Here is a 24,181-nt window from a genome sequence, read left to right on the forward strand (position 1 = left end):
AGGTGGAAGAGTTATGAATGCCTTTATTAATTTTCTTATGGCAGTTTTCTTTATCATATCAGGAGATAAAAATCCTGGTAATGAAACAATTTTAAAATTTATAGGTGTGATTTTTTTGTTTTTTGCTTTAAAAGAAACGTTTATAGATAAAGAGAAATAGCTGTTACTACAATGGGTTATGGGTTAAACCTTTTTGAAATTTGTTGGTATATTTTTAAAAGGGTTAATCATTATTCTGATCTTTGTATGAAAGAAAAAGAGTTCGAAGTATCTTAGCGAATTGGCTAAAACTTTGAACTCTTTATTATTATTAGATAGTTATTTTTTTACCGGTCAGAATTAATCTTGAGGTCCTTGAATTCAGGCAAGGCTAGGTTGAGGCAGACGCCGACGATGGCGGCTAGGGCGGTCCCAGAGAGGGAGAAGACGCCGACTTGGAGGATAGCGCCGCCCAGGCCTAGGACGAGCATAGCACTGGCGATAACCAGGTTGCGGACTTGGTTGAAGTTCACCCGGGCTTCGATGAGGACTTTCAAACCGTTGCTGGCGATGACCCCATAGAGGAGGATGGACATCCCACCTAGTACGGAGGCGGGGATGGTTGAGATGAGGGCGGTAAACTTGCCCAAGCAGCTCAGTATAATGGCGATGATCGCCGCATTGCGGATGACGCTAACGGAAGATACTCGGGTCAGACCGATAACGCCTGTATTTTCCCCGTAAGTGGTGTTAGCAGGTCCACCTAGAAAAGCAGAGACGGCCGTTGCTACCCCGTCCCCGATCAGCGTACGATGGAGGCCCGGTTTTTTCAAGAATTCACGGCCACAAATTTCGCTGAGGACGGTGTGGTCCCCGATGTGTTCTGAGATGGTAACTAGGGCGACGGGCAGGATAGCGATGGCTTCAGGACCGAAGTAGAAGCGATAGTTATCGAAGAAGGGGGTCTGGAAAGGAAGTTGGAATTCGGGGAATTGGAACCAGGCCGCTTCATGGACAGGAGTGAAGTCCACTAAGCCTAGGCAAGCAGCGGTGAGGTAACCCCCGATGAGTCCAATCAGGAAGGGGATAACTCGGATGAAACCCCGACCATAAACGTTAACGAAGGCGCAAATTAAGAAAGTTACGATAGCCACTAGCATTTCCTGCCAGGTCCCGTCTGCGGTAAAGCCCGCATTGCTGACGGCGGAGGAAGAGAGGCTTAGACCAATCACAATAATCATTGGCCCAATGACGATAGGGGGCAGGAGCCGGTCGATCCAACCGGTTCCCAGGGCTTTGACGAGGAGGGCAACCAGGACGTAAATCACACCCGTCAGGATGACCCCGGTCTGGGCGGCTGAAATGTCGCCTCCCAGTTGCTTAATGGCATAGGACATGGCCCCAATAAAGGCAAAAGACGATCCCAAATAGACAGGAACCTGGTGCTTGGTCGCAAAGTGGTAAATCAAGGTACCTAAACCACTACAGAAGAGGGCCACTGAGACTGGTAAACCCAAGATGAGCGGCACCAGAATCGTTGCTCCAAACATGGCGAAGACGTGCTGGAAGCTGAGCAGTAAACCCTCTGCAAAGGGCGGGGTGTCCTCAATATCAAAATTCATGCGTAACTGTTTGGTGTTCATTTCCATGACTTCATCCCTCCATAAAGCAATATCCAATCATTGATCAAGAGCCAGCCTAAAACTGGCCAAACTTTTGAAATTATACCGCATAAAAATCCCTTATTCAAGGGAAGGTTAAGAAAAAATTAAAAAATAAGGGTGCGAGAGGATGCGGGAGAAAGGGACCTCTGGAGCAAAAGGGATAAGAGCGGCTTTAGCCGGTCGATCCCTTTTGTGAAAAGGAGCTATTTCTGCTAGCTTGACCCCGACTATAAGGGTGTGAGGACGCGCGGCTAGCTTCCTTTCACTGGAGCAAGTCAGAATAAGAGGGAATACTCACTAAGCAGATATGGTAAAAAACAAAAGAGGCTGGGACAAAAGTTCCAACCTCTTAAAAAGAATTTTTCAAAACCAGCTCCAGAATCCAGATCTGAATCATTGGAGCGAATGACTTTTATCATGCCCTTTCAGGCTAATCAATAGAAACAGCAGTCCCGCTACAGGTTACCATGAGCATGCCATTGTCTGCGCCGAGGACCTCGTAGTCCATCTTAACCCCAACAACAGCATTGGCACCTAATTCCTCGGCCCGCCCCTTCATTTCGTTAAGGGCTTCTTCCCGGGCTTGATTGAGCTCCTCCTCGTAGCCTTGTGACCGACCGCCGAAGATATTGCGTAAGCCGGCGCCAATATCTCTAAACATGTTAATTCCGGTAATCACTTCACCAAAGACAATGCCGTGGTAGGCTTGGATGTTTTTGCCTTCAATTTGGGCAGTAGTTGTGCTAATCATGAGACCATCTCCATTTCTAATTGTAAACGTTTTCTACAATTTAATCATAACAGAGAATGGTGCTAGAAAAAACACTGCTTTTAAAATATTTTGTCTTGTGGGAGTGTTAGCAGTTCTATTTGTATGCAAATGCAGGTGAGAGCCAATAGAATGCTGCTATTTTCGCCCAGAGCTTTCGCGTGCAAATATAAGCTTGCTATTTGCATAAAGAACCGTTTAGTGCAAGTCGGAAAGCTGCAATTTAGGCTTTGTAGCCAATCAAAATCTCTAAATCAATCGTCATCTCTGTGAGGTCAAGAGCTGCCTGCCGCTCTTGGTCTGAGGCGTGCCACATGAGCGGGGTCATCTGGATGAGCTCAGCCATGAGAGCGGGTGTCGTGGCAAGCTGGTTATGGTAGTGGAAGCTCTCCATCTCTGGGAAGCTCTCCTGGAAACGTTGGCGGCTCTGGCTGGGATCTTGGGCGACGTCTTCTTGGTCGAGAACCAAGCGGCGGAGTTCGATGAGATAGCTTGGTCCTGGGATAATCTTAATAAAAGGGGCGTCAGTCTTTAAGACCCGTTTCACTTCTTGATAATTGGAAGGGGAGAGGATGGTCAAGGCTAGGTCCAAAGTCTTGTCGGCGAGCGGAATCTGGGCCAGGTCAGCCACAGCCCAGAGCGCCTGACTGGATTGCTTGGCTGCGCTTTGGATGCCGGCCTTGGCTAGGTCCAGACCCAGACCGTGGACTTCTTTATCTCCGAACTGGGCCAAGAAGTCTAGCAGGTGGCTGCCTTCGCCTGTTCCCAGGTCGGCTAGGAAGATAGGGCCTTGGGGAAGTTGGGCAGCGATACTTAGGTAGGCCTGACTGAGGGCTTGCCCGTAGAGCTGGTTTTCGCCCATAACGACTTGGCGGGCTTGGAAGAGGTCAGCGGTGTAGTGCTTTTCCTGGTGGTTGGGAGCTAGGTTGATATAGCCCTGCTTAGCTAGGTTGAACTGGTGGCGGTTGGAACATTGGAGGTCTGGGTTCAGGGCTTCATGGCAGAGGGGACAAGTGAGTCGTCCCTGCCAGGCTTGGATTTTTGCTTGGGCGCGTTGCTTTTTACTTTGCATAATAGGGACCTTTCCTTTAATATTAATCGTGTACCATGCTGAAAAGCGATGGTTTTAGAACTATCTTATCATAAATAAGAAGGTGTCTCATGTTTAGAAGAAAACGAATCTATGAAGCTGTGGAAGAGTCGGATGGTTACCGGGTCTTGGTCGACCGACTTTGGCCGCGTGGCGTCAAGAAGGAAGAGGCCCAGCTAGATGCTTGGCCCAAGGAGATCGCCCCTTCCAAGGACCTGCGCCAGGCCTTCCACCAGGCTGACCTGGACTTTGAGGACTTTAGCCAGGCCTATGAAGAGGAGTTAGAGGGGAATGAAGAGATCCAGGAAACCTGCTTGGACCTGGCCCGCCGTGCGCGCGACCACCGGGTGACCCTCCTCTATGCCAGTAAGAATGAAGAAGAGAACCATGTCCTTGTTCTTGAAGCCTATCTTGCGTCGCTACTGAAGGGGATCCGGACAGACTTGGAGGGAGACTAGACCATGAAGAGAACTTATTATAGTTTGGCCATTGGCGCTTTGATGGCCCTCATTGCTCTTGGCCTGGAGCTGCTTTTCCCTGATAGCGCCCTCGAGTTAATCTTTGGGCGGCCAGCTCTTTTTGCGGAAGGCTGGCCCTATTGGCTATATTTTATCGTGGTGATGGGGCTGGCCTTTAGTCTAATGACTAAGGCCTATGATTTAATCGACCTCCGCCTGCCAGGGAATGCCTTCTACAAAACGGTGGTCTATGTGGCCTGCGAGCTCTTGCTCTGGCTCTTGTATACAGCGGAACCCCTGCCTCATTTGGACCTGCCCAGTCTGACCATCAATCTCTTGAAGGGCTTTATTATTTTCTTGGTCCAGTACCAGTTAATTCGCCGCTACTTGGCCACCGAGCGCTACCATTACCAGCGTAAGGCCTTCCTGTATTGGCGGGGGATCGCGGTCTTTACGGCGAGTTTTGCGGTTTTTCGAACCCTGGGTAATCTCGCCTTCGATCTCTACCAATTGCCCCGCAACCTGATGGCCTTTTCCATCCTATGGGCCTCTTTGATGGGCTTTGCGGTGGGACTTGTTTTTTGTTTCCTGCAGAGGTATCTCAGTAAGCAGGACAAGAAGGGCAAGACCTTCCAGTTTAGCTTTAACTTCTTTAGTCCCCTAGTGATTAGCTACCATCTCTTCTTGGTCTTGAGCTATGACCTGGATGCGGTGGGGCTTTTGATCCGGATTGCGCTAGATATTCTTGCGGTGCTTGTCGCCAGCTGGATTGTTAGCCAGTGGCAGATCGACGAATTTATTGACTATGACCAAGCCGACAGTCAGACTTAAGGAGGGACTAAGATGATTAATATCAAACGTATGGGCATACTGGCTCTGGCCCTGATCCTAGCGGGCATCCTCTATGTCCTCTGTCAGAAGCTGGGCCTGCCAGACTTCCTTACGCGCGTCCTAGCTGCCCTGACCTGCCTAGGCCTCTATCTCTTCCTGGCTGATCGTTTACTCAAGCAAAAATAAAACAAAGCGCCTTCCTCGATTGGATTTAACCGATCGAGGAGGCGCTTATTTGTTTGGGTACTTTATGAGGCGGATGGTTGATTTAACTGCCGAGCCTCGTACTCTAGTTGGGTTCGGTCGCGCAGAAGTGGCTCCTCTTCACAAAGCGTCGCCGAAGACTTTCAGTCTTCTCTGTCGCTTTGCTCCAGAGGTCCACTTCTACCCGCGCTCCCTCACACCCTATCTAGTCGGGTTCGACTTGGCAGACTTGGAGTGATTTCACAAGTAAGGAACGAGCGAATCCTTCGCTCTTATCCTTACTTGCTCCAATCATCCAAGTCTAACCGCCAAGTCTCACACCCTTATTAGTCGGGTTCGCAGTTGCAGACTTGAAGTGACTTCACCCAATCGGAACGATCGGCTAAAGCCGTTCTTATCCGCTTGGGCTCCAGCCATTCAAGTCTAGACGCAACTGCTCGCACCCTTATTAAAGATAGGCCATGATGATATAGTTAAGGATAAAGAGGAGGCTGGCGCCCCAGATGACGGGGTGGACTTCTTTAGTGCGTTTGGTTACGGTCATGGTCAGGCAGTAGAAGATAAAGCCGGCTGCAATCCCGTTAGAGATGGAATAGGAGTAGCCCATGAAGACTGAGGCGAAGAAGGCTGGGACGGCGATGGAGAAGTCGCCCCATTCGACTTCGCGGAAGGATGACATCATGAGGACGCCGACCAGGATCAGGGCAGGGGCCGTAGCGGAAGCTGGCACCAGACCGATGAAGGGGGCGATGAAGATGCAGAGGAAGAAGCAGATACCGGTGGCTAGGCTGGTTAAGCCGGTCCGTCCACCTGCTGCGATGCCGACCGAACTTTCGGCGAAGACGGTGGTGTTGGAGGTCCCGAAGATGGCTCCCATGGAAGTCCCTACCACGTCGCCGAAGAGGGCCTTGTCCAATTTTGTATTGGACCGGGTGTCCAGGTTATCGATATCTTCCTTGGAGAAGATGCCTGTAGCCCGCCCGGTGCCGATAAAGGTCCCGATGGTATCGAAAATATCGGACAGGCTGAAGGCGAAGATGGTCACTAGGACCAAGGGTAGGCGGCTGGGGTCAGAGAAGAGGGAGAGGAGCCCTTCTGAACCAAAAGCAGCCCCAAAAGTGATGCCGAGTTCCTTGAAGGAGTTAGCTAAACCCGCTTGGGCAAAGTCTACCTGCTGGAGGAGCGAAGGGTCAATAATCAGTTGGAGGGCAGTGGTTGCTACAATCCCGATTAAGATCGCCCCTTGGATGTTCTTAGCCATTAAGATGACGGTCAACACTAGGCCGAAGAGAGCTAGGAGGGTTGAGGGCTCGGTAAAGGTTGCGATTTGTGGTAAGGTTGACCCGTTGCTTGAGATCGCTTGAACCCCAGCCTCATAGACTTGCTGGCCAGCGTCATAAGGAGCGCCGTTAATCTGCGTGATGGCAGCCGCATCGGCTTGGAAGTGGATCAGGTTGGCTGACTTCACTCCGATATAGGCGATGAAGACCCCGATCCCTCCAGAAATGGCATGTTGGATAGATTCCGGGATGGCGCTAATAATCACCCGGCGGATATTGGTCACGGTGATGGCAATATTCACCAAGCCACAGATGAAGACCATAGCTAGAGCTTCCTGCCAGGTGAAGCCCAGGCCCATGACCACGGTGAAGGTGAAGAAGGCGTTCAGCCCCATACCGGGGGCTAGGGCGTAGGGCACATTGGCGTAGAGGCCGATGAAGAGGGTAGCGATACCGGAAGCAAAAAGGGTTGCCAGAAAAACCCCTTGGTAGGGCATCCCCGTTTGTGACAGGATAGCCGGATTCACGAAAATAATATAGCTCATGGCGAAGAAGGTGGAAATACCTGCCATGATTTCGGTTGACAAGCTCGTGTGATTGGCTTCTAGTTGAAAGAATTCTGTAATTTTATTAGTCACAATGATTCTCCTTATTACGAATTTACTAATGAACGTCCTTATTATAGCGGACAAAGGAGAAAAAATAAAGGTAATCGCGAATATTTATATTTATAAAACTTATTAATGTTCGTCATTAGGAGGGTTACAATGAAAGAAATCTTATCTTTGGGGGATAGTTTGGTCGCTTGTGGCCGCAATCCCGATGATTTGACTAGCCTGGGGCATGGTTTTGTAGGTGTACTGGCTAAAGACCAGGCAAGTTATCGTTTTTTAAATGGTGGCTACAATGGGGCCCGTTTGGTTGATGTGAACTTTTATCTGTTGGAGACACTGGCAGGCTGCCAGAATTTGGCGGGAGTCATTCTTTGGCTTGGGATCAATGACCTGGGGCGCCAGCTGGGGACTTCGGACGACGAATGGAACAATTTTGTATTATCTTGGCAGGACCAGTATGGCCGCCTGGTCACTTTATTACGGGCACAGCTTGGTCGGAATCTTCCTATCTTACTTTTAGCCCCTGTTGCTGTCCGAACTGAGCCGCGCCTGCTCGATTTGGTCCAGGCTGTCCGAGACCTGGCCTCCTCCAAGCACTTGACCTTTGTAGATCCCAATCGATGGTTGATACCGGAAGATTTTATGCCGGATGGGATCCACCTCAAGGGGCGAGGCCAGGAGAAGGTCGCAGCGCACTTAAGGGACTGGGTCTCGCACTTAACTTAAGGCAAAAATATGCTAAAATATAAAATAGAATGAATACGAGCTGTTTAAGCGGCTGCTACTGAGATAGGAGGACGGTATGGCGAAGGTAACGAACTTGACGTTGAGACACCAACTCATTTACCAAGTCTATTTAAGAAATTACAGCCCAGAAGCTAGCTTTAAAGCTTTAGAAGCTGATTTGGACCGTTTGAAGGACTTAGGCGTCGATTTAATTTTACTGTCGAGCATTTTTCCAAGCCAGCAAGAGACGGAAGGAGAGGGAGATAGCCTCTTCGTCCAAAGTTTTGATGAAATCGGGACAGAGTATGGCAGCATGGCCGACTTTGAGGATTTGGTCCAAGCTGTCCGACACAAGGGGATGAAGCTGCTTTTGACCATGGAAATTGTGGCCCTAGCTATGGATGCTCCCTTGGTTCAAGAACGCCCTGACTTTTTCTTGCAGGGACTGGATGGGAACCTGTACAGCCGGCTTCCAGAAGCAGCCCCTGTTTATGACTTGAACTTCTCCAATCCTAAGATGTGGGATGCATTGATTGAGCGAATGAAGTATTGGGCCCATTATGTGGATGGTTTCTATATTCCTCATGCCCAATTGATTCGCTCCGAATTCTTCTCCTCGGCCCGGGCAGAGGTAGGGGATGTCCACCCTTACTTCTACTGGTTAGGCGGCCAGATGTCGGGCTCGGAACTCCTTGACCTGCGCCTGCAAAATATCGACTTTGAAACAGAAGGAGAGATGTACAGCAACTTCGATGTCCTGGACATCCGCCCCCATGCTGGCCTTCTGGAACGTTACTATGACGGCTTGATGGACTTAGCCAATGTTGCCTTCCTGTTGAATATGCGTACCCTAGTCACTGCGTCAACCAGTGTCTTAAATCGGGGACTTGAATTAGAGGTGGGCCAACGTATCGCAACCAGAGTAAAAAATCATTGCGAGTTAAGGAACTGGACAGCCTTTTCTTTCTTCCGTAAGGGCATCGCCCAGCTGATGATGGGTCAAGAGTACGGGACCAAAGAACGGATCCCGATCCACGAAAAGAAAGCTATTACTTGGGATAAGCCCTATGATCTGACAGCGATGATTCGCCAGCTCATGCAATTGAAGAAGCGGGAAGTCTTCAAGTCGGGCTACTGTTTCCACCAGGCAGCGAGTGATGACTGGCTCTTGGTGAGCTATCACTTTTATAACCAGCACGTTTTTGGCCTCTTTAAATTGAGAGGGGATACGAATGATGAGATTGAAGTTGAACTAGGGATTCCTGAAGGTAAATATGCCAATCTCTTAGGGGAGGGGCACTATGAAGCCAAAGAAGGACGAATTCATGTGACAGAAGGACCAATTATTATCTCCTATGATGGGGATATCCGAGTACCGCGCTAATAGAGAAGGAGATGCTTAATGTATAAACTTGCTGCTTTTGATATCGATGGCACCCTAGTAAATGATGAGAAAAAAGTTACCGAATCAACCCTCAGAGGCTTAGCCTACCTCCAAGACCAGGGCGTTCATGTGGCGATTTCTACGGGCCGCCCCCTCAAAGGTGTCCACAAGGTCCTTGACCAGATCGACCAGGACTTGGTAGACTATGCTTCTTGCTTTAATGGCAGTGTGATCTACAACCTTAAAGAAAACCGCATTATTTTTGAAAGCTATTTAGAAGTTAGTCAAGTCCATGAAATTACCCGCTTTGCCTTGGACCACGGGATGGATGTCCACGGTCACAGCGACAGTCAGGTCTTGGTACACCGCGACCCTATTGATCAATATGTGGGTGTTGAATCGGGTATCCTCGACATGCCGATCGCTCAGTTAGACTTCCTAGCTGATGATGTTCACTTCCCTAAGTTGATGATTACAGGAGCAGCTGAACGCGTCCTTGAAATTGAAGGAGCAATTCCGAGCGACTGGTACCAACGCTACAATATCGTCAAGAGCGAACCCTACTATCTCGAATTCAACCCTAAAGAATCCAGCAAGGGCCTGGCCCTCGAACACCTCTGCGGTATTTTAGACGTCGACCAGTCCCAAAGCATGGCCTTCGGAGACCAAGAAAATGACCTCTCCATGATCGAATGGGCAGGCTGTGGCATCGCCATGGGCAACGCCATCCCCGCCCTCAAAGACATCGCCGATTACGTCACCCACGACAACAACACCGACGGCATCGAACACGCCGCCAAAACATTGGTGTAAAAAGGGTGTGAGACTTGGCGAGAGAAAATGCAGCTCTCGCTTGCAGACTGCCAGCCTGCTTTTGGCGGCTCTTTGTGCAGATAGCAGCTGTCATTTTGCGCTCAGAGGGATCCGAGTGCAAATAGAAGAGTGCAATCTGCATTCAGCGGCTCTGAGCGCAAATAGAAAATCACAGTTTTCGTTCAGCGGCTCTGAGCGCAAATAGCAGCTCGCAATTTCCCTTCATAAGTCCTGTCTGCAAATAGCCGGGGTCTATTTGCATTCGAACATCTTATATGCAAATAGAGCGGGGAAGACCTGTAACCTGTGCCAGGAAAGCTGGCCAAGTTCCAAATAGGGGCCTGGAGTGTGTGTCGGCAAGCCCCAATCCTCAATCGAAGACCTGGAGTGTGTGTCGGCAAGTTCCAATCCTCAATCGAAGGCCTGGAGTGTGTGTTGCCAGCGTTCAACTTCCAAACATGACCTTGGAGTGTGGCTTGGCAAGTTCCAATCCCCAAACAAGCCCTTTGATTGTGTATTGCCGTCCCCTACCCCCTAACCCTCAGTCCAAGAATCAAAAACAAAGGAGGAGCTTTAGCTTGCTCGAGAAAATTTACCATATTTTTCAGTCTTATGAAGCCCAGCCTCTAGGGATCAATAAATATTATGCGGTCTTAATTCCCTTGCTTGTCATTGATGAAGAGCTCTATATTCTCTATGAGAGTCGGGCGGCCGGCATTTCCCAGGCGGGGGACACGTCTTTTCCTGGCGGTCGGGTCGAGGAGGGCGAGAGCTTTAAGGAGGCCGCGATTCGTGAAACAGTGGAAGAATTAGGCTTGACTCCCGATAAAATTGCGCTTTTGGGTGAGATGGATTATGTTGTGGAGCGCGACCGAGTGATTGCTTGCTTCGTGGCCCAATTGAACATTGATAGCTTGGAAGACTTAGCAGTCAACCCGGATGAAGTGGCCTATCCTTTCTTGGTGCCCTTCATGAAACTCTTCCGCCAAGAAACCAAGACCTACACCTTTAGCCATGAGCTCCAGATCGACGCGGACTTTCCCTACGAGAAGATTCCTGGGGGCAAGGCCTATCCTTTCCGCAATCGCCAAGTAACGGACCAGGTGCCCTTCTATGATGTGGATGATGAGGTTCTCTGGGGCTTAACTGCCCGGCTCACCGAACGCTTGATGGATATTGTCCGAACGGGCGAGGCCGATATTTTTTCTGGAAAGCTTTGATTAGACTGAGGAGACACTAATGCACGAAAAAAAAGTCTACCGCCTAGCTATTGTCAGCCTGCTAACGGCTGTCTTGTTGCTACAAACCTTTATCCCTTGGCTGGGCTATATTCCTTTAGGGCCTATTAGTATTACCATTGTTCAAATTACCGTCATGCTGGGGGCCAGCCTCTTCGATAAGCAGGTGGGAACCATGCTAGGAGGGATTTGGGGTGTCCTGGCTTGGTTGCGCCATCTGGTTCAACCGACCGTGGTTTCGCCGGTCTTTATTAATCCCCTAGTTTCGGTCCTGCCCCGGCTTTTGACCGGTTTTTTGACGGCGGTCTTAGCCAGCTACTTGAGGAAAAAGTTCTCTGGACGCTGGGTTTATGCCTTGATTGGGGCTGTGGGCGCCCTTTGTAATACGGGGCTCGTGATGGGAGCTATCTACCTCTTTGCCCGGGCGGCCTATGCTCAGGCCTTGGGAGTGAGTGAAGCGGCCATTCTTCCCATTATCTTAGGGGTGGTCCTGACGAATGGTCTGGCTGAAATGCTGGCCTCTGCCCTGGTCTTGCCCCTGCTCGCCCAAGCCCTTCAAAAAGTACTCAAATAAAATTCTACTGAAAAAGGAAGCGATTGTAATGAAACACTGCAAGGAAACGCGTGTTGTCCAAACCCACCGCATTATGCCCCAAGAAACCAACAGTTTCGGCAATATGTTTGGGGGCCAGCTTTTGTCCCTCGTTGACAATAGTGCCTCCGTCTCGGCATCGAGAATGTCGCGGACAGTTGTGATGACGGCAGCTATGGATAAGATGAACTTTCTTGCGCCCCTCCCCGAAAATGATTCCGTCTGCGTGGAGAGTTTTGTCTCTGGAGTGGGCAAGAAGAGCTGCGAGGTTTTTGTCAAAGTCCTTGGGGAACACTTAGCCACGGGTGAACGTTATATTGCGGCGACTTCATTTATGACCTTTGTCGCGATTACGGATGACCCTGATTTTCGCATGCCTGAGATCGTGGCGGATAGTGAGGAAGAGGCCATGATCTGTTCGGGCTATGACCAACGCCGGCAGGAACGTCTCAGCCAGCGCCAGGCCGACCAAGCCCTCCACGAGAAGTTGACCAAGCAAGTCTTCTGGTTGGACGAGGACTACTACAAGTCCGGAAATTAGAGTTGACTTTCTCTAGAAATTCGGTCACAATAGAAGCAAGCTGCAGACCAGTAGTGTTGCTATGGGTGAAGAGAGTGTTTGGTGCTGGGAAAACACCCCCTCTGGCAAGATGAACCTCCTGCATGTTACTGGCTTGGAAACAAGCTACGGGGGCGCCCCGTTACGGCGCAATGAGTGAAGTGATAAACTTAACGAAGGTGGTACCGCGGATTTTCCGTCCTTTTAGGATGTGGGAATCTGCGTTTTTTTATGGAGAAAAGGAGAGACAAATGAGTCAAGAAGAAACAAACCTACAACAAACAGATTTTTCCAAGTGGTACTTACAAAGTATTCAGAAGGCAGACCTTTTTGCCTATGGGCCTGCCCGGGGGACCATGATTTTCAAGCCCAATGGTTATTTCTTATGGAAACAAATTAAAAAAGGCCTGAATGACCAATATGAAGCGAGTGGGGTTGAAGAGGTTTACTTTCCAATGTTGATCCCGCAAAGCTTCTTTGAAAAGGAAGCGGACCACGTGGAAGGCTTCGCCCCTGAACTGCCTTGGGTGACGAAGGCAGGGGACGAAGAGTTAGAAGAACCGCTAGCCCTCCGTCCAACTTCAGAGACCCTCTTCGGCAATGCCATGAGCGACTGGATTAATTCTTACCGCGACCTGCCGATGGAACTCAACCAATGGGCCAATGTCTTCCGCTGGGAGAAACGGACCTTCCCCTTCCTGAGAACGTCTGAATTCCTCTGGCAAGAAGGCCACTGTGCCTATGCGACAGCTGAAGAAGCCCATGAGCGCGTCCTCCACTTCTTGAAGATTTACCAAGATGTCGTGGAAGATCTCCTGGCCATGCCAGTTTACACAGGGGAGAAGACCCCTTCCGAACGCTTTGCTGGCGGGGACAATACCTATTCGCTCGAAGCGATGATGAAGGACACGAAGGCTGTTCAAGCTGCGACTTCTCACTTCTTAGGAACAAACTTTGCTGAAGCCTTCGACATCAAGTTCTTAAATGAAGATAATGAACATGTTCACACTTATACCTCCTCTTGGGGCGCTTCGACACGCTTGATCGGGGCGATGATTATGACCCACGGCGACGAAAGAGGGGTTGTCTTCCCACCTAAGATGGCACCTGTCCAAGTGGCCCTCCTGCCAGTCGGCAATCTGAAGAAGAACCCACAAGTCCTAGAGAAATTGCGTGAAATCGAAGAGGAACTGAAGGCAGCGGGCTTCCGCGTTAGCTTAGATGATTCCAACAACTCACCTGGCTACAAGTACAATGAAGTTGAAGTGAAGGGAGTTCCACTCCGTCTCGACTTTGGCCCTCGTGATATGGAAAACAACAGCTGCATGATCAAGATGCGCGACCAAGAGGACAAGGAATCTGTTGCTTTAGAAGATCTCGTTACAACGGTCCAAGACAAGCTAGACGCTATGCAGACGCGCCTTTACGAAAAAGCCGACCAATTCCGTAAGGCCAACGAGCACTATGATATCGACACTATGGAAGACCTCCAAGCCCACCTCGACAAGTGCCATGAAGAAGGCCAATACCCAGGCTGGGTGCTAGCTGGTTGGGACGGCACGGAAGAATCCGAAGCTGCGGTTAAGGAAGCCACAGGTTTTACCACCCGGAACATTCCTTTCCACGCTCCTGTTGAAAAAACTGTCGACCTTTACTCAGGTAAACCTGCTAAATACACAGTTTGGTATGCCCGTGCTTATTAATTAGAATCTAGAAAAACTGAAAGCCAGCAAAACACTCTTATTGGGGTATTTTGCTGGCTTTTTTTGGTTTTTAAATTTCGCTAAATTATGTAGGTGCGCATCCGTTTCGCTTTTGAATTTGATCGTTGAAGAGCCATGGCACCGGCTCGAGCCAAGGTCTCTCGCCTAGCGAGCTTCAAAGGGCTAGTAAGGCTTACGCCAACTATCCCTAATTCACATCGCTTGCTGGTTCATGGCTAACGATCAAATTCAAAGCTGCACTACTGCTTACAAGTAAATGATACAGAAATTATATCTTAATTTACTAGATTACCAGCATTAAAATATCGATCTCCTTATTTTTGAGGGATGGATAATCGTTAACTTTTGAAAAACTGCTTGATTAGCAAGTAGCTGACAGGGAACTTTTTAATGAGGCGTCCGTTTGCGAGTAGGGTCTTGGCAAGTTGCGAATGATGATCTTGTTTGCGAGTAGGGTCTTGGCAAGTTTCGAATGCGGCCTCCGTTCGCAAGTAGACTTATGCCAACTCGCAAACGGGGCTCCGATTAGCAAATAGGGTCGCGCTAATTCGTGAATGCCCCTCGTTTAGCAAGTTGACCTCCTGCTAGGCAAGCTGCTTAGCCTCACCATAATGAAAACAAGCTAGCGAGGCCCTTGCTAGCTTGTTGATCCTTATATTATATTTTTACACATTAACTGCGCCATATTTTACTTGGACTTGGCTTGGCAATCCGCATTCGGACCTTTTGATTGTGGGTTGATCGTCCTCGATCCACACTTCCGATGTTTGCTTAAAGGTTGATCGCTACTAATCCACACTCTCGGTGGTTGTTTAAAGCTTGGGAGCTGCCAACCCACACTCCTGGGATTTGATTGTGGCTTAAGCTGGCCTTATCACTTTGCCTCCAGTCATTCAAAGTCTGGAGGCAACTGCTCACACCCTATAGTCGGGTTCAGGCTAGCAGAAATAGCTCCTCTTCACAAAGATCCGCCGAAGACTTGCAGCCTTCTCTGTCTCTTTGCTCCAGAGGTCTATTTCTCCCGCTAGCCTTCACACCCTTATTTAATTTCGATCCAGGTGTTTTGTTTGATTTCGGGGAAGGGTTTGTCTTCGATGTAGATGGTGCCTGGGATGTCGGCTTCTGTGGCACCGTTGGCTTTGAAGGTGACGTGGTTGATGGTGCGGAGGTTTTTCTCAGCGATGTCGCCGACTGCGGTGATTTCGAAGCATTGACCGGAGATGCATAGGCACTGGCCGGTTTCGATATGGCCGGGGAAGTCGATGTCCGTGATGAGGACGCTGTAGTTTTTGACTTCGGACATGACGTCGGCGTTGGAGAATACGAGGAGGAGTTTTTCTCCGAGGAAGCGGTCAACGGCTTGGCCGACATTGGCGATTTTGGCTTTGAATTGTGTTGGCATATAGGTTCTCTCCTTTGCTTAAATACGGGGGTTAAAAAATCTCTTTCCCTTCAAGTATAACTTAGTCTTATTGCAATGACAACGCATACATTTGGAAAGAACATTTAAAAAAATGAGTCTATGATCCGGAATTATTTTTAGAAAGAGGGTCGTCATTTAAAAAAGAGGCTGGACCTTTTGTCCTAGCCTCTTGATTAAGCATTCTATAGGAGCCCGGCCAATTCTGGTAACCAGAGCGAGATGGCTGGGACGTAGGTGACGAGGAGTAAGCCGGTGAGGATTGCTCCATAGTAGCTGAGCATGTAGGGCATAACGTCTGCCAGGGTCGACTTGCCGACGCGGATGGCGACGAAGAGGGTGTTGCCGACCGGTGGGGTGATGTTCCCGATACAGAGGTTGTAGACCATGATAATCCCGAAGTGGACAGGAGACATACCAAAGGAAGTTGCGATTGGTAAGAAGATGGGCGTGAAGATCAGGATAGCTGGGGTCACGTCCATGAAGGTCCCTGAAATTAAGAGAATAATGTTGATGATCAACATGATCGCCAGTGGGTTCTCGGTGGTGCTGGGTAGGGCACCTGCAATGGCTTGGGGAATGCCGGTGAAGGCCATGACCCAGCTGAGAATATTTGAAACCCCAATCAGGAAAACAACCATACCGCTGGTTTCGGCACTATCAACCAGAATTTTGTAGAGGTCTTTCAAGCTAATGGACCGGTAAACCACAACGGAGATAAAGAGGGCGTAGATAACCGCAATGGCAGAGCCTTCTGTTGCGGTGAAGACGCCGGCGATGATCCCGCCGATAACAACCACGATAAGGGAGAGGGGCAGGAGGGCATCCAGGGTGGCCTTGCCCAGGCGTTTCCAGTCGAAGGGACGTTGGTCACCCAGGTAGCCTTTTTTGCGGGCCATGATGAAGGCGACGACCATACAGGCTAAAGTCCAGATCAAGCCAGGCAGGTAGCCGGCCATGAAGAGGGCAGCGACTGAGGTCCCACCAGAAACTAGGGAATAGGTAATTAAGGCATTGGATGGGGGAATTAAGAGTCCGCTCGGTGCAGAGGCCCCGTTGGTAGCAGCGGCTAGGTCCATGTCGTAACCCTGTTCGCGCTCGCCGTCTTGAACCATGCCGCCGACTGCTGCCGCGGCTGCTGCGGCTGAACCTGAGATGGCGCCGAAGAGGGCATTGGCCCCCACGTTGGTGAGTAGGAGCGAGCCAGGAATCTTACCTACGATGGCTTCCACGAAGTTCACCAGGCGCTTGGCGATCCCGCCTTGGTTCATGATATTCCCTGCTAGGACGAAGAAGGGAATGGCGACTAGGGTAAAGGTTGAAGTCCCGGAGAAGATCCGCTGGGCAGCGGTGATCACTGTTGTTTCCAAGGACATCGTTGGTAGGATCGCGCCAATCGCTGAAATCCCAATCGCAATCGCAATCGGAATCCCTAAGACCAAGAGGATGGCCAAGAGGGCGATCATAATAATTAAAGATTGAATAGCCATTAGTTGTCTGCCTCCTTCGTTGACTGGTCTAAAGCGACGGGTTTTTGATAGATATCATAAATGTTTAAAATGCTGTAGATGGCAATAAAGAGCCCACTCAGCGGGATAACCGCATAGAAGTAACCCATCGGCACCGAAAGGGAGGAAGACATTTGTCCCATGGTGAGGGAAGTGATTTCAATCCCCCCATAGATCAAAACGACCACCGCAAAGACGAAGATGAGCCCTTCACTGAGAAGGTTGAGGGTCTTTTGGGTCTTAGGTGAAAAGCGTTCCAAGACCACAGGAATGTTCATATGCTCCCGCTTGCCGAAGACATAGGCAGCCCCGAACATGGTCACCCAGGCGAACATATAAGAAGCTAGTTCTTCTGACCAGGTCGAGGGGGCATGGAGGAGGTAGCGGGTGAATACTTGCCAGACTGTTAAGAGGGTCATCAAGCCCAAGGTGACGGCATTGAAGACACGCATGATCTGGTCTAGAATATGTCTAATTTTTTGCATCTGCCTGCGCCTCCTTATCTTCAGCCTTGACGGTCTTAGCCTTTTCTTCGATTTGTTTGTAGATTTTCTCTAGGGAAGGGTTGGCCTCGAGGACTTCTTTGTGGAGAGGCATGACCGCTTCACGGAAAGGCGCTGTATCGGGATAGTTGAACTTAACGCCCATGTCTTTTTCAGCTTTTTCCCGGGCTTCTTCTACTTTTTCTTGCCAAGCTTGGTGTTGGGTATCCTGCATAATTTGGAAGCCCTTGTCGAAGATTTTCTTGTCTTCAGCTGGCAGTTCATCGAGGAAGCGGCTGTTGACGATCACTTCGTCGGGGATCATTTGGTGGAGGGTATAGGAATAATTCTTCACAATGTCCCCGTGGCCGTTCTCAGTCAGAGCAAGTTCGTTGTTTTCAGCTCCGTCGATCACGCCCGACTGGATAGCGGTGTAGACATCCCCGAAGCCCATTGGTGTCGCAGAGCCGCCGAGGAGTTCCATCATGCGGACATTGGTAGGGGATTGTTGGACCCGGATCTTGAGCCCAGAGAGGTCAGAAGGTTTCTCGATTGGTCCCTTGGTTACATAGAAGTTCCGGGTACCAGCGTCTAACCAAGCCTTGGTGATGAAACCTGATTCTTCCGTCCCATTGAAGATCGGACCGACGATTTCAGGATCATTCATCACGGCATGGTAAATTTCTGGAGTTTCAAAGAGATAGGGTAGGTTGAAGATCTGGAACTGTTGGTTGAAGGTTTCCAAGATAGAGTTGGAAGCCACCGTAATCTCAATAGCACCGGTCTGGGTGAGCTGGACCATATTGGTTTGGGTCCCCAAGAGCTCACTAGGGTAGATTTGGACATCATACTTGTCCCCTAGCTCCTGTTCAATGTACTTCTCGAATGCTTCCATCCCGATATGGGTGGGGTGGTTGGACGACTGGTTATGGGCAATGCGGATAATCCGCTGCTTCTGTTCGGCCTGTACTTGCACAGGTAAAACAACCATGACAAGGACGCTTAAAAGGCTCAAAATAATAGCAAATTGACTGAATAAACGCCGCTTTTTCATGTGTAATCACACTCCTTCATAAAATATGGTCACCATCCCGAAAGATGATGACGCTTACACACTATTATACAATAAAGTTAAGCTGAGTTGTTAATCGTTTTCATTAATAATTTCTCAGATTATGAAAACTGGGATTAATAGATATGAACTGGATTCTAGCTTAGATGACTTGGGGAGAGCATCCACTCCTGGTCATATCTAACTGTATTTTATGTTTTTATATGAAATAGAAAGGTGTAAAAAAATCCCCTTAAACTAACTGTACTTTTTGCATAGCTAATCTAAGGGGGGAAGATCACTGATGTTTTATTTATTGTTTTTTAAATCCTGGCAAAGGGCTTGGCAGTATTCGGATCCGCTGGCGGGGCCGCCGAGGTCAGCAGTGAGCTTTTCTTTCTGGCTGAGGACTCGGTCTAGGCTCTGGCGGATTTTTTGGGCGCAGTCTGTTTGGCCGATGTGGTCGAGGAGGAGGCAGGCGCTCAAAATCATGGCGGTAGGGTTGGCCTTGCCTTGGCCGGCGATGTCAGGGGCTGAGCCGTGGACGGCTTCGAAGATTGCCAAGTTATCGCCGATATTAGCGCCGGGGACCAGGCCCAGGCCACCGATCAGGCCTGCCATGAGGTCGGAGAGGATGTCGCCGTAGAGGTTTTCCGTGACGATGACATCGAACTGCTTGGGGTTGATCACTAATTGCATGGCCATGTTATCGACCAGGACTTCTTTGAGCGGAATCTCTGGGTAGTCCTGGGCGACTTGGCGGGCGGTGTCCAGGAAGAGGCCATTGCTGAGCTTCATGATATTAGCCTTGGTGACCACTGTGACATGGCGGCGATGGTGGTCTTGGGCATAGTCGAAGGCCTGGCGGATGATCCGTTCGGAAGCTTGGCGCGTGATGATCTTGATGCTATGCATGACATCGTCCGAAATCTTCTCTTCAACGCCGGCGTAGAGGTCTTCAGTATTTTCCCGGAAGAGGACCAGGTCCAGGTCGTCGAAGAGGGCGGGAACTTGGCCCAGTGAGCGGACAGGACGGAGGTTGGCGTAGAGGTCGTACTTCTTGCGCAAGGCTACGTTGGCACTGCGGAAGCCCGTCCCAATTGGTGTCGTCATGGGGCCTTTGAGGGCTAAACCATTGGCTTCGATGCTTTGGTAGACAGGGTCAGGAATCAGCTCACCCGTCGCCTCATAGACGGCTTGCCCAGCTTCTTGGACATCCCACTGAATATCCGCTCCGGCTGCCTCTAGGACTTGGACGGTATAGTCGGCAATCTCAGGGCCGATGCCGTCACCAGGAATCAAGGTTACTCGAGTCATTTGGAATCGCTCCTTTGTCTATATTTTACCCCCATTATGCCAGAAAAAATGCCCAATTGCGACCAGTATCCTGACTTGCTAGCTAGACAGGGAGGTGATAAAATAAAGACAATGCAGTCGTGTATAAAGGGTGTGAGACTTGGCGTTTAGGCTTGGATGATTGGAGCAAGTCAGAATAAGAGCGAAGTATTCGCTCGTTTCTGACTTGTGAAATCACTCCAAGCCTGCCAAGTCGAACCCGACTAAAGGGTGTAAGCAAGAGTGATTAACTTTGGATGCTTGCACGTTTCCAACTTGCGAAAGCACTTCAAGTCTGCAACTGAGAACCCAACTATTTTGGAGGATATGAAATGAAAATCAAAGCAATCGAGCGGATGGCTCTCAAGCTCTTACTTTTGACGGCCTTGCTCGTTTTAATTATTGTCAACTGGCAGAGTACTCTGTCGATCTTTGCTACCTTGCGTGGGGTGGCCTACCCCCTCATCTTGGGTTGTGCCATTGCCTATGTGGTCAACATCTTGATGAGTAAATATGAGAAGTGGCTCTTTCCCAATACGGAAAAAGCCTGGTTGGATGGCCTCCGCCGCGGCCTAGCGATGTTCTTGGCCTTCCTGACCATCATCCTAGTTGTGATTTCTGTTCTCATGTTGGTAGTGCCCCAAGCGGTCAATGCGGTGACCACCTTTATCTATGCGGTCCCTGCCCTAATCCGCGATGTGGAGCGCTTCTTCTTTGACCTGGCGGACCGTTTCCCGCAGGTGCTGACCATGATCAACCGGATCGATTTCGATATTCAAAATATTACCCAACGTGTAGGCCAGGCGGCAACAAGCTTTGCCCAGTCCACCCTCCAGTCCCTGCTTGCCATGGCCGCAACTTCAGCTTCAGCCGTGATGAACTGGGTTTTGGGTCTCATGTTCTCGGTCTACCTGCTCTCTTCTAAGGAGAAATTAGGCAAGCAGTTCCGCCACCTGGTGACTAACTATTGCACTCCCCGCCACAGTAACTTTATCTTGAATGTGGTCGGCTTGGCCCACCACAGTTTCTCCAACTTTATTGCGGGGGAAACTGTTGAAGCAGCGATCCTGGGCTCCTTGGTGGCAGCTGGGATGTGGGTCCTTCAATTGCCCTACGCTGGGATGATTGGGGCTTTAACCGCGGTTCTAGCCTTTATCCCTATCCTGGGGGCCTATGTGTCCGCAGGGATCGGCGCTTTGCTTCTCCTCACTAATTCCTTCTCGCAGATGGTCATCTTCTTGATCTTTATCGTGGTGATCCAACAATTGGAGGGGAACCTGATCTATCCATTCGTTGTCGGCAATTCCATCGGCTTACCTGGCCTCTGGGTCCTAGTTGCCGTCACCATCGGCGGGGGTGTAGCTGGCGCCCTCGGCATGATCCTGGGCGTTCCGCTGGCCTCCATGTTCTATCTCATGGTCCAAAAAGACATGCGCTACCGCGACCGCTTACAGGGCATGGGAGCTAGCCAGGAAAAAGCCAAGATCCCCTTCCTCGAATCCCTCTACCAGTCTGATTACCTGGACCAGCTAGAGGACTAAATCGTATTCTGATAAAGCTTAACCGCTCTTCTTCCTGGAGAGCGGTTTTATTTATGACTAAGTAAAAATTATTCAAAAGGTTTTTTCTTGTTAAGCGAAGGTGTAGCTAAGCAAACAAAGAATTAAAATGTATTAAAACAAGCCTCCCCTCGGACCAAGCTGGCCCGAGGGGAGGCTTTTGGGTATTAAACTGTAAGCATATAAAGATCAAATGCAAAAGCAAAATGGACGTTTAGCGATCTTAGCATTTACAGCCTTAATTTTATTGGTGCTTAGCTAATGAGCCCATTGGATCCCATGGGGCGAGGTGGATCGGCTCTTGGTCGTACTTGCCTTGCCAGTCGCTTGGCAGGTAGCGGCTAGGGAGGGTGATTTGATAGTTGTATTCATCGAACCACTTGTCGGACATGCTGAAGATACCGTCGTCACCGACCTTCTTGCCCCAGCTGTTTTCAACCTTCCAGTTGATGGCTTGGCCGTCCGCGTCTAGGTCGACACCGACCAGCACCATGGCATGGGTGAGGACGCTGACGCCGTAGTCGAGGCGGGCTTCCTTGCTGAGATTTAGGCTGTCGCCGAGAGTGGCTTCATAGTCGAAGAGATCGGTGTCCATGATCCCCCACTTGTTGTAGCTGGACTTGCCCACATCGCAACCAAACCAGACAGGAACCCCATCCTTGATGGCTGCAATGGCTGCTTCCTTGAGCACGTCGATCGGCGCATTGAGGTACTTAATCGGTTTTTCTTCGGCGATAGTACCCAGATAGTCTACGGTAAAGGTCTTGCCATAGGGTTTGTCTTGGGTTGGGGCGTTGATCAAGCTGACCATATCTTCCGTTTCGATGCCGCCGTAGTCTTGGAAGAAGCTTTGTGGAGTCAAGTCTTGGAGCTTGTGGTAGTTGCCGTCCTTGTCGCGGTAGCTGTAGTCGAAGACTTCAGGAACGGGCCCCAATGCTTTGACGAGTAATTGGTAGACAAAGTAGAGCTGTTGGTCGCGTTTCTTCGCTAAGTCGTCCTGGCTTTGGCCAGCTTGGCCAGCTTGGGCGGCTTGGCGGAGTTCATAGGCGAATTCCCGAAGCTTGTTATTGAGCGTTTCGTTGAGTAAGCGGGTGTTTGAGGAGTGGAAGCTTTCTGGCATAACTTCTTTCGGCACACTCCCGTATTTATTAAGGATGCCGGCGAACATTTCCCATTGGCCGCCATCTTCTTGTGGGGCTTGGAGGAGGTGCCAGATGAGCCGGTCATTGAGGTCGCGGTCAGCTGTCTCGATGATGCTATTGAGGAAGTAATTGGCTTTCTCAAGCTTGTCCCAGAAGAGGGTGTAGTTTTGTGAGAATTCGAAACTTTCCAGGTTGAGTTTTTCCATCACATGGACGCGGGCCGTGTTGAGGGCAGAGAACATCCAGCAGCGGCCGCTCGATTTTTGGTCAGTGATTTTCCCACGCTTGGTTTCTTCAGAGAAGGCGAAGGGATGTTGGCGGCGGACGTCTGCGTTCAAGCTGGCCTCTTGGATCCCGACCTGGTGGATGGCATGTTGGCTGGCCCGGTTGGTCGGGTCTTTTTCATATTTTTCTTTAAAAGCTTGTCTAAGTTCTTGGTTAATCATTCGAATCGCTCCTTTATTAAGCTAGATTACAGTATTATTCTAACAAAGACTGATCCAGTTGACAATTAGGGTAACCTAAAATACTCCTGGGCAATTTTGAAAAATAGCGAATGCAAGTTCGCCTCATTTTTGCTAGAATAGAAGCAGACTTTTTTCGGATGGGGGTAGCGGGATGCAAGTTATTTTTTCTTTGATATTATTACTGAGTCTAGGCTTTATGTTTTATTATTGGCAGCGAAGTTTGACCAAGCGACGGATTACGGCCTTTACGGCATTGAATGGGGTCTTGGGCCTGATTGCGACCAATGACCTCAAGGCAGCCCTCGCGACTTTTGCAGTCTTGAGCGCTATCTTCTCGGCCTTGAATATTAGACGGAATAAGCGCTGGCGGAACTTGGCCGTTATCCTGGCGGTAGTGTCAACGGTGATCCTCTTGGTAGTGTCGGCTAGTCCGGCGCCTCAGAAACTGCCGGGCGATGCGGGCCAAACTTCCTATTCTCAAGCCCAGCGCTCGGCTTCGTCAGAGAGCGGCAGCCAGGCATCTTCTGCTTCCCAGTCGGGGGATGACAAACTCCACTACCCCGAGCTTCCTGCCCAAACAGAGGAGGGGAGCGAAGACCTGCCGGGTAAGGATCGGACGGCGCCGCCAGCCCCCATGATCCGGAGCCCGAAGCAGGGGGTGTGGTGCCCCAGGTTCCGGCTGACCAAGCCTATGTGGCCGTCAACAGCAACATCCCTCACTTCAGCAACGCAGACATCTCCTCCACCCAGGCCTATGAGGACTATGGACAGTTGGATGCTTACGGTCGAGTAACGGCGGCCAATGCGGTCCTGGGCCAGGAGCTCATGCCGGACGAGGACCGGGGAGATATCTCATCAATTCGTCCGACTGGTTGGAAGCAGGCTAAGTACCCCAGTGTGGATGGGGGCTGGCTTTACAATCGCAGCCACTTGATTGGCTACCAGTTGACTGGAGAGAATGCCAATATCCGCAACCTGATGACCGGCACCCGCTACTTCAATGTGGAAGGCATGCTTCCCTTTGAGAACTATGTGGCCAATTATATTGAAGAAACGGGCAACCATGTCCGCTACCGGGTGACCCCAGTCTTTGAAGGGGAGAATATGTTGGCGTCCGGCGTCTATATGGAGGCCTTCTCCATTGAAGACAACGGAGAAGGCATTAAATTCAATGTCTTTGTGCCCAACCGCCAACCCCAGGTCGCTATCGACTACCGGACCGGTGCCAGTCGCGGCCAGGAAGGGCCCCTAGAAGAAGATGAGCTTCCTAAGCTTCCTCAAGAATAAAAAGA

At 50.1% G+C, this 24,181-nt stretch carries 24 protein-coding genes; 14 read left to right on the plus strand and 10 right to left on the minus strand.

Annotated elements, in window-relative coordinates:
• The first annotated feature begins 13 nt into the window (after window positions 1-13).
• Window positions 14-160, plus strand: a complete 147-nt coding sequence (locus AWM72_RS09400) for a hypothetical protein (RefSeq protein WP_158444750.1) — start codon at window positions 14-16, stop codon at window positions 158-160.
• Between the two features lie 166 nt (window positions 161-326).
• Here AWM72_RS09400 and AWM72_RS04540 read toward each other — a convergent pair whose 3' ends face one another.
• The 3 genes from AWM72_RS04540 to AWM72_RS04550 all read right to left on the minus strand — a co-directional run bounded on the left by AWM72_RS04540 (window position 327) and on the right by AWM72_RS04550 (window position 3,484).
• Complete coding sequence (locus tag AWM72_RS04540; protein WP_067976566.1) at window positions 327-1,622, minus strand: uracil-xanthine permease family protein; 1,296 nt, start codon at window positions 1,620-1,622, stop codon at window positions 327-329.
• A gap of 451 nt (window positions 1,623-2,073) precedes the next feature.
• The gene (locus AWM72_RS04545) at window positions 2,074-2,394 is read right to left on the minus strand and encodes a putative heavy metal-binding protein (RefSeq protein ID WP_067973897.1); all 321 of its coding nucleotides are present in this window, start codon (window positions 2,392-2,394) and stop codon (window positions 2,074-2,076) included.
• Between the two features lie 241 nt (window positions 2,395-2,635).
• Entirely contained in the window at window positions 2,636-3,484 is an 849-nt protein-coding gene (locus AWM72_RS04550; protein WP_067973900.1) for a putative RNA methyltransferase, read from the minus strand.
• 89 nt (window positions 3,485-3,573) lie between these two features.
• Between AWM72_RS04550 and AWM72_RS04555 the strand changes: the two genes are divergently transcribed.
• From AWM72_RS04555 to AWM72_RS09405, 3 genes are read left to right on the plus strand one after another with little or no spacing between them, the layout of a single operon-like run.
• Window positions 3,574-3,960, plus strand: coding sequence for a DUF488 domain-containing protein (locus tag AWM72_RS04555; protein ID WP_067973904.1), 387 nt, complete (start codon window positions 3,574-3,576; stop codon window positions 3,958-3,960).
• A gap of 3 nt (window positions 3,961-3,963) precedes the next feature.
• The gene (locus AWM72_RS04560) at window positions 3,964-4,791 is read left to right on the plus strand and encodes a hypothetical protein (RefSeq protein ID WP_067973909.1); all 828 of its coding nucleotides are present in this window, start codon (window positions 3,964-3,966) and stop codon (window positions 4,789-4,791) included.
• 12 nt (window positions 4,792-4,803) lie between these two features.
• Window positions 4,804-4,977, plus strand: a complete 174-nt coding sequence (locus AWM72_RS09405; RefSeq protein ID WP_158444752.1) for a hypothetical protein — start codon at window positions 4,804-4,806, stop codon at window positions 4,975-4,977.
• 466 nt (window positions 4,978-5,443) lie between these two features.
• Here the strand turns inward: AWM72_RS09405 and AWM72_RS04570 are convergent, their stop codons facing one another.
• The gene (locus AWM72_RS04570) at window positions 5,444-6,901 is read right to left on the minus strand and encodes an NCS2 family permease (protein WP_067976568.1); all 1,458 of its coding nucleotides are present in this window, start codon (window positions 6,899-6,901) and stop codon (window positions 5,444-5,446) included.
• A 141-nt stretch (window positions 6,902-7,042) separates the two neighbouring features.
• On the opposite strand from AWM72_RS04570, the gene AWM72_RS04575 reads away from it, so the two are divergent.
• The 7 genes from AWM72_RS04575 to proS all read left to right on the plus strand — a co-directional run bounded on the left by AWM72_RS04575 (window position 7,043) and on the right by proS (window position 13,904).
• Window positions 7,043-7,615: an SGNH/GDSL hydrolase family protein gene (locus AWM72_RS04575; protein WP_067973916.1), complete on the plus strand. Its 573-nt coding sequence runs from the start codon at window positions 7,043-7,045 to the stop codon at window positions 7,613-7,615.
• Window positions 7,616-7,691: 76 nt separating this feature from the next.
• Window positions 7,692-8,999 (plus strand): alpha-amylase family glycosyl hydrolase, encoded by a 1,308-nt coding sequence (locus AWM72_RS04580; protein ID WP_067973919.1) that lies wholly within the window; start codon window positions 7,692-7,694, stop codon window positions 8,997-8,999.
• A gap of 18 nt (window positions 9,000-9,017) precedes the next feature.
• Entirely contained in the window at window positions 9,018-9,812 is a 795-nt protein-coding gene (locus AWM72_RS04585; protein ID WP_067973924.1) for a Cof-type HAD-IIB family hydrolase, read from the plus strand.
• 578 nt (window positions 9,813-10,390) lie between these two features.
• Complete coding sequence (locus AWM72_RS04590) at window positions 10,391-11,032, plus strand: NUDIX hydrolase (protein WP_067973928.1); 642 nt, start codon at window positions 10,391-10,393, stop codon at window positions 11,030-11,032.
• Window positions 11,033-11,051: 19 nt separating this feature from the next.
• The gene (locus AWM72_RS04595) at window positions 11,052-11,624 is read left to right on the plus strand and encodes an ECF transporter S component (protein WP_067973932.1); all 573 of its coding nucleotides are present in this window, start codon (window positions 11,052-11,054) and stop codon (window positions 11,622-11,624) included.
• Window positions 11,625-11,652: 28 nt separating this feature from the next.
• The gene (locus AWM72_RS04600) at window positions 11,653-12,183 is read left to right on the plus strand and encodes an acyl-CoA thioesterase (RefSeq protein WP_070486409.1); all 531 of its coding nucleotides are present in this window, start codon (window positions 11,653-11,655) and stop codon (window positions 12,181-12,183) included.
• Window positions 12,184-12,452: 269 nt separating this feature from the next.
• Window positions 12,453-13,904 (plus strand): proline--tRNA ligase, encoded by a 1,452-nt coding sequence (gene proS / locus AWM72_RS04605; protein ID WP_067973935.1) that lies wholly within the window; start codon window positions 12,453-12,455, stop codon window positions 13,902-13,904.
• A 1,060-nt stretch (window positions 13,905-14,964) separates the two neighbouring features.
• Here the strand turns inward: proS and AWM72_RS04610 are convergent.
• From AWM72_RS04610 to AWM72_RS04630, 5 genes are all read right to left on the minus strand, one after another.
• The gene (locus AWM72_RS04610; protein ID WP_067973938.1) at window positions 14,965-15,327 is read right to left on the minus strand and encodes a PTS glucitol/sorbitol transporter subunit IIA; all 363 of its coding nucleotides are present in this window, start codon (window positions 15,325-15,327) and stop codon (window positions 14,965-14,967) included.
• 203 nt (window positions 15,328-15,530) lie between these two features.
• Window positions 15,531-16,835, minus strand: a complete 1,305-nt coding sequence (locus tag AWM72_RS04615) for a TRAP transporter large permease (protein ID WP_067973942.1) — start codon at window positions 16,833-16,835, stop codon at window positions 15,531-15,533.
• Window positions 16,835-17,338, minus strand: a complete 504-nt coding sequence (locus AWM72_RS04620; protein WP_067973945.1) for a TRAP transporter small permease — start codon at window positions 17,336-17,338, stop codon at window positions 16,835-16,837. Before AWM72_RS04620 ends, AWM72_RS04615 begins: the two co-directional genes overlap by 1 nt.
• Window positions 17,325-18,389: a TRAP transporter substrate-binding protein gene (locus AWM72_RS04625; RefSeq protein WP_067973947.1), complete on the minus strand. Its 1,065-nt coding sequence runs from the start codon at window positions 18,387-18,389 to the stop codon at window positions 17,325-17,327. The genes AWM72_RS04620 and AWM72_RS04625 overlap by 14 nt, the downstream gene beginning before the upstream one ends.
• A 306-nt stretch (window positions 18,390-18,695) precedes the next feature.
• Window positions 18,696-19,703, minus strand: a complete 1,008-nt coding sequence (locus AWM72_RS04630; protein ID WP_067973949.1) for an isocitrate/isopropylmalate dehydrogenase family protein — start codon at window positions 19,701-19,703, stop codon at window positions 18,696-18,698.
• A gap of 350 nt (window positions 19,704-20,053) precedes the next feature.
• Between AWM72_RS04630 and AWM72_RS04635 the strand changes: the two genes are divergently transcribed.
• The gene (locus AWM72_RS04635; protein ID WP_067973952.1) at window positions 20,054-21,262 is read left to right on the plus strand and encodes an AI-2E family transporter; all 1,209 of its coding nucleotides are present in this window, start codon (window positions 20,054-20,056) and stop codon (window positions 21,260-21,262) included.
• Window positions 21,263-21,524: 262 nt separating this feature from the next.
• Here AWM72_RS04635 and AWM72_RS04640 read toward each other — a convergent pair whose 3' ends face one another.
• On the minus strand, window positions 21,525-22,868 hold the full coding sequence (locus tag AWM72_RS04640) for a C1 family peptidase (protein WP_067973955.1): 1,344 nt from the start codon (window positions 22,866-22,868) through the stop codon (window positions 21,525-21,527).
• Window positions 22,869-23,040: 172 nt separating this feature from the next.
• Between AWM72_RS04640 and AWM72_RS09490 the strand changes: the two genes are divergently transcribed.
• Together AWM72_RS09490 and AWM72_RS04650 are read left to right on the plus strand one after the other, a co-directional pair.
• The gene (locus AWM72_RS09490; RefSeq protein ID WP_067973959.1) at window positions 23,041-23,682 is read left to right on the plus strand and encodes a hypothetical protein; all 642 of its coding nucleotides are present in this window, start codon (window positions 23,041-23,043) and stop codon (window positions 23,680-23,682) included.
• Window positions 23,661-24,176 carry a DNA/RNA non-specific endonuclease gene (locus AWM72_RS04650; RefSeq protein WP_067973962.1) on the plus strand — a complete coding sequence of 172 codons (516 nt, stop codon included), beginning with the start codon at window positions 23,661-23,663 and terminating at the stop codon, window positions 24,174-24,176. The genes AWM72_RS09490 and AWM72_RS04650 overlap by 22 nt, the downstream gene beginning before the upstream one ends.
• The last annotated feature ends 5 nt before the right edge of the window (window positions 24,177-24,181 follow it).

Source organism: Aerococcus sanguinicola (genome assembly GCF_001543145.1).
GTDB classification, from domain to species: domain Bacteria; phylum Bacillota; class Bacilli; order Lactobacillales; family Aerococcaceae; genus Aerococcus; species Aerococcus sanguinicola.

Excerpts from the sequence above, each read along its gene's own strand:
- AWM72_RS09400 (WP_158444750.1), top strand. The coding sequence starts at position 14 with ATGAATGCCTTTATTAATTTTCTTATGGCAGTTTTCTTTATCATATCA.
- AWM72_RS04540 (WP_067976566.1), bottom strand. The coding sequence starts at position 1,622 with ATGAACACCAAACAGTTACGCATGAATTTTGATATTGAGGACACCCCG.
- AWM72_RS04545 (WP_067973897.1), bottom strand. The coding sequence starts at position 2,394 with ATGATTAGCACAACTACTGCCCAAATTGAAGGCAAAAACATCCAAGCC.
- AWM72_RS04550 (WP_067973900.1), bottom strand. The coding sequence starts at position 3,484 with ATGCAAAGTAAAAAGCAACGCGCCCAAGCAAAAATCCAAGCCTGGCAG.
- AWM72_RS04555 (WP_067973904.1), top strand. The coding sequence starts at position 3,574 with ATGTTTAGAAGAAAACGAATCTATGAAGCTGTGGAAGAGTCGGATGGT.
- AWM72_RS04560 (WP_067973909.1), top strand. The coding sequence starts at position 3,964 with ATGAAGAGAACTTATTATAGTTTGGCCATTGGCGCTTTGATGGCCCTC.
- AWM72_RS09405 (WP_158444752.1), top strand. The coding sequence starts at position 4,804 with ATGATTAATATCAAACGTATGGGCATACTGGCTCTGGCCCTGATCCTA.
- AWM72_RS04575 (WP_067973916.1), top strand. The coding sequence starts at position 7,043 with ATGAAAGAAATCTTATCTTTGGGGGATAGTTTGGTCGCTTGTGGCCGC.
- AWM72_RS04580 (WP_067973919.1), top strand. The coding sequence starts at position 7,692 with ATGGCGAAGGTAACGAACTTGACGTTGAGACACCAACTCATTTACCAA.
- AWM72_RS04585 (WP_067973924.1), top strand. The coding sequence starts at position 9,018 with ATGTATAAACTTGCTGCTTTTGATATCGATGGCACCCTAGTAAATGAT.
- AWM72_RS04595 (WP_067973932.1), top strand. The coding sequence starts at position 11,052 with ATGCACGAAAAAAAAGTCTACCGCCTAGCTATTGTCAGCCTGCTAACG.
- AWM72_RS04600 (WP_070486409.1), top strand. The coding sequence starts at position 11,653 with ATGAAACACTGCAAGGAAACGCGTGTTGTCCAAACCCACCGCATTATG.
- proS (WP_067973935.1), top strand. The coding sequence starts at position 12,453 with ATGAGTCAAGAAGAAACAAACCTACAACAAACAGATTTTTCCAAGTGG.
- AWM72_RS04610 (WP_067973938.1), bottom strand. The coding sequence starts at position 15,327 with ATGCCAACACAATTCAAAGCCAAAATCGCCAATGTCGGCCAAGCCGTT.
- AWM72_RS04615 (WP_067973942.1), bottom strand. The coding sequence starts at position 16,835 with ATGGCTATTCAATCTTTAATTATTATGATCGCCCTCTTGGCCATCCTC.
- AWM72_RS04620 (WP_067973945.1), bottom strand. The coding sequence starts at position 17,338 with ATGCAAAAAATTAGACATATTCTAGACCAGATCATGCGTGTCTTCAAT.
- AWM72_RS04625 (WP_067973947.1), bottom strand. The coding sequence starts at position 18,389 with ATGAAAAAGCGGCGTTTATTCAGTCAATTTGCTATTATTTTGAGCCTT.
- AWM72_RS04630 (WP_067973949.1), bottom strand. The coding sequence starts at position 19,703 with ATGACTCGAGTAACCTTGATTCCTGGTGACGGCATCGGCCCTGAGATT.
- AWM72_RS04635 (WP_067973952.1), top strand. The coding sequence starts at position 20,054 with ATGAAAATCAAAGCAATCGAGCGGATGGCTCTCAAGCTCTTACTTTTG.
- AWM72_RS04640 (WP_067973955.1), bottom strand. The coding sequence starts at position 22,868 with ATGATTAACCAAGAACTTAGACAAGCTTTTAAAGAAAAATATGAAAAA.
- AWM72_RS09490 (WP_067973959.1), top strand. The coding sequence starts at position 23,041 with ATGCAAGTTATTTTTTCTTTGATATTATTACTGAGTCTAGGCTTTATG.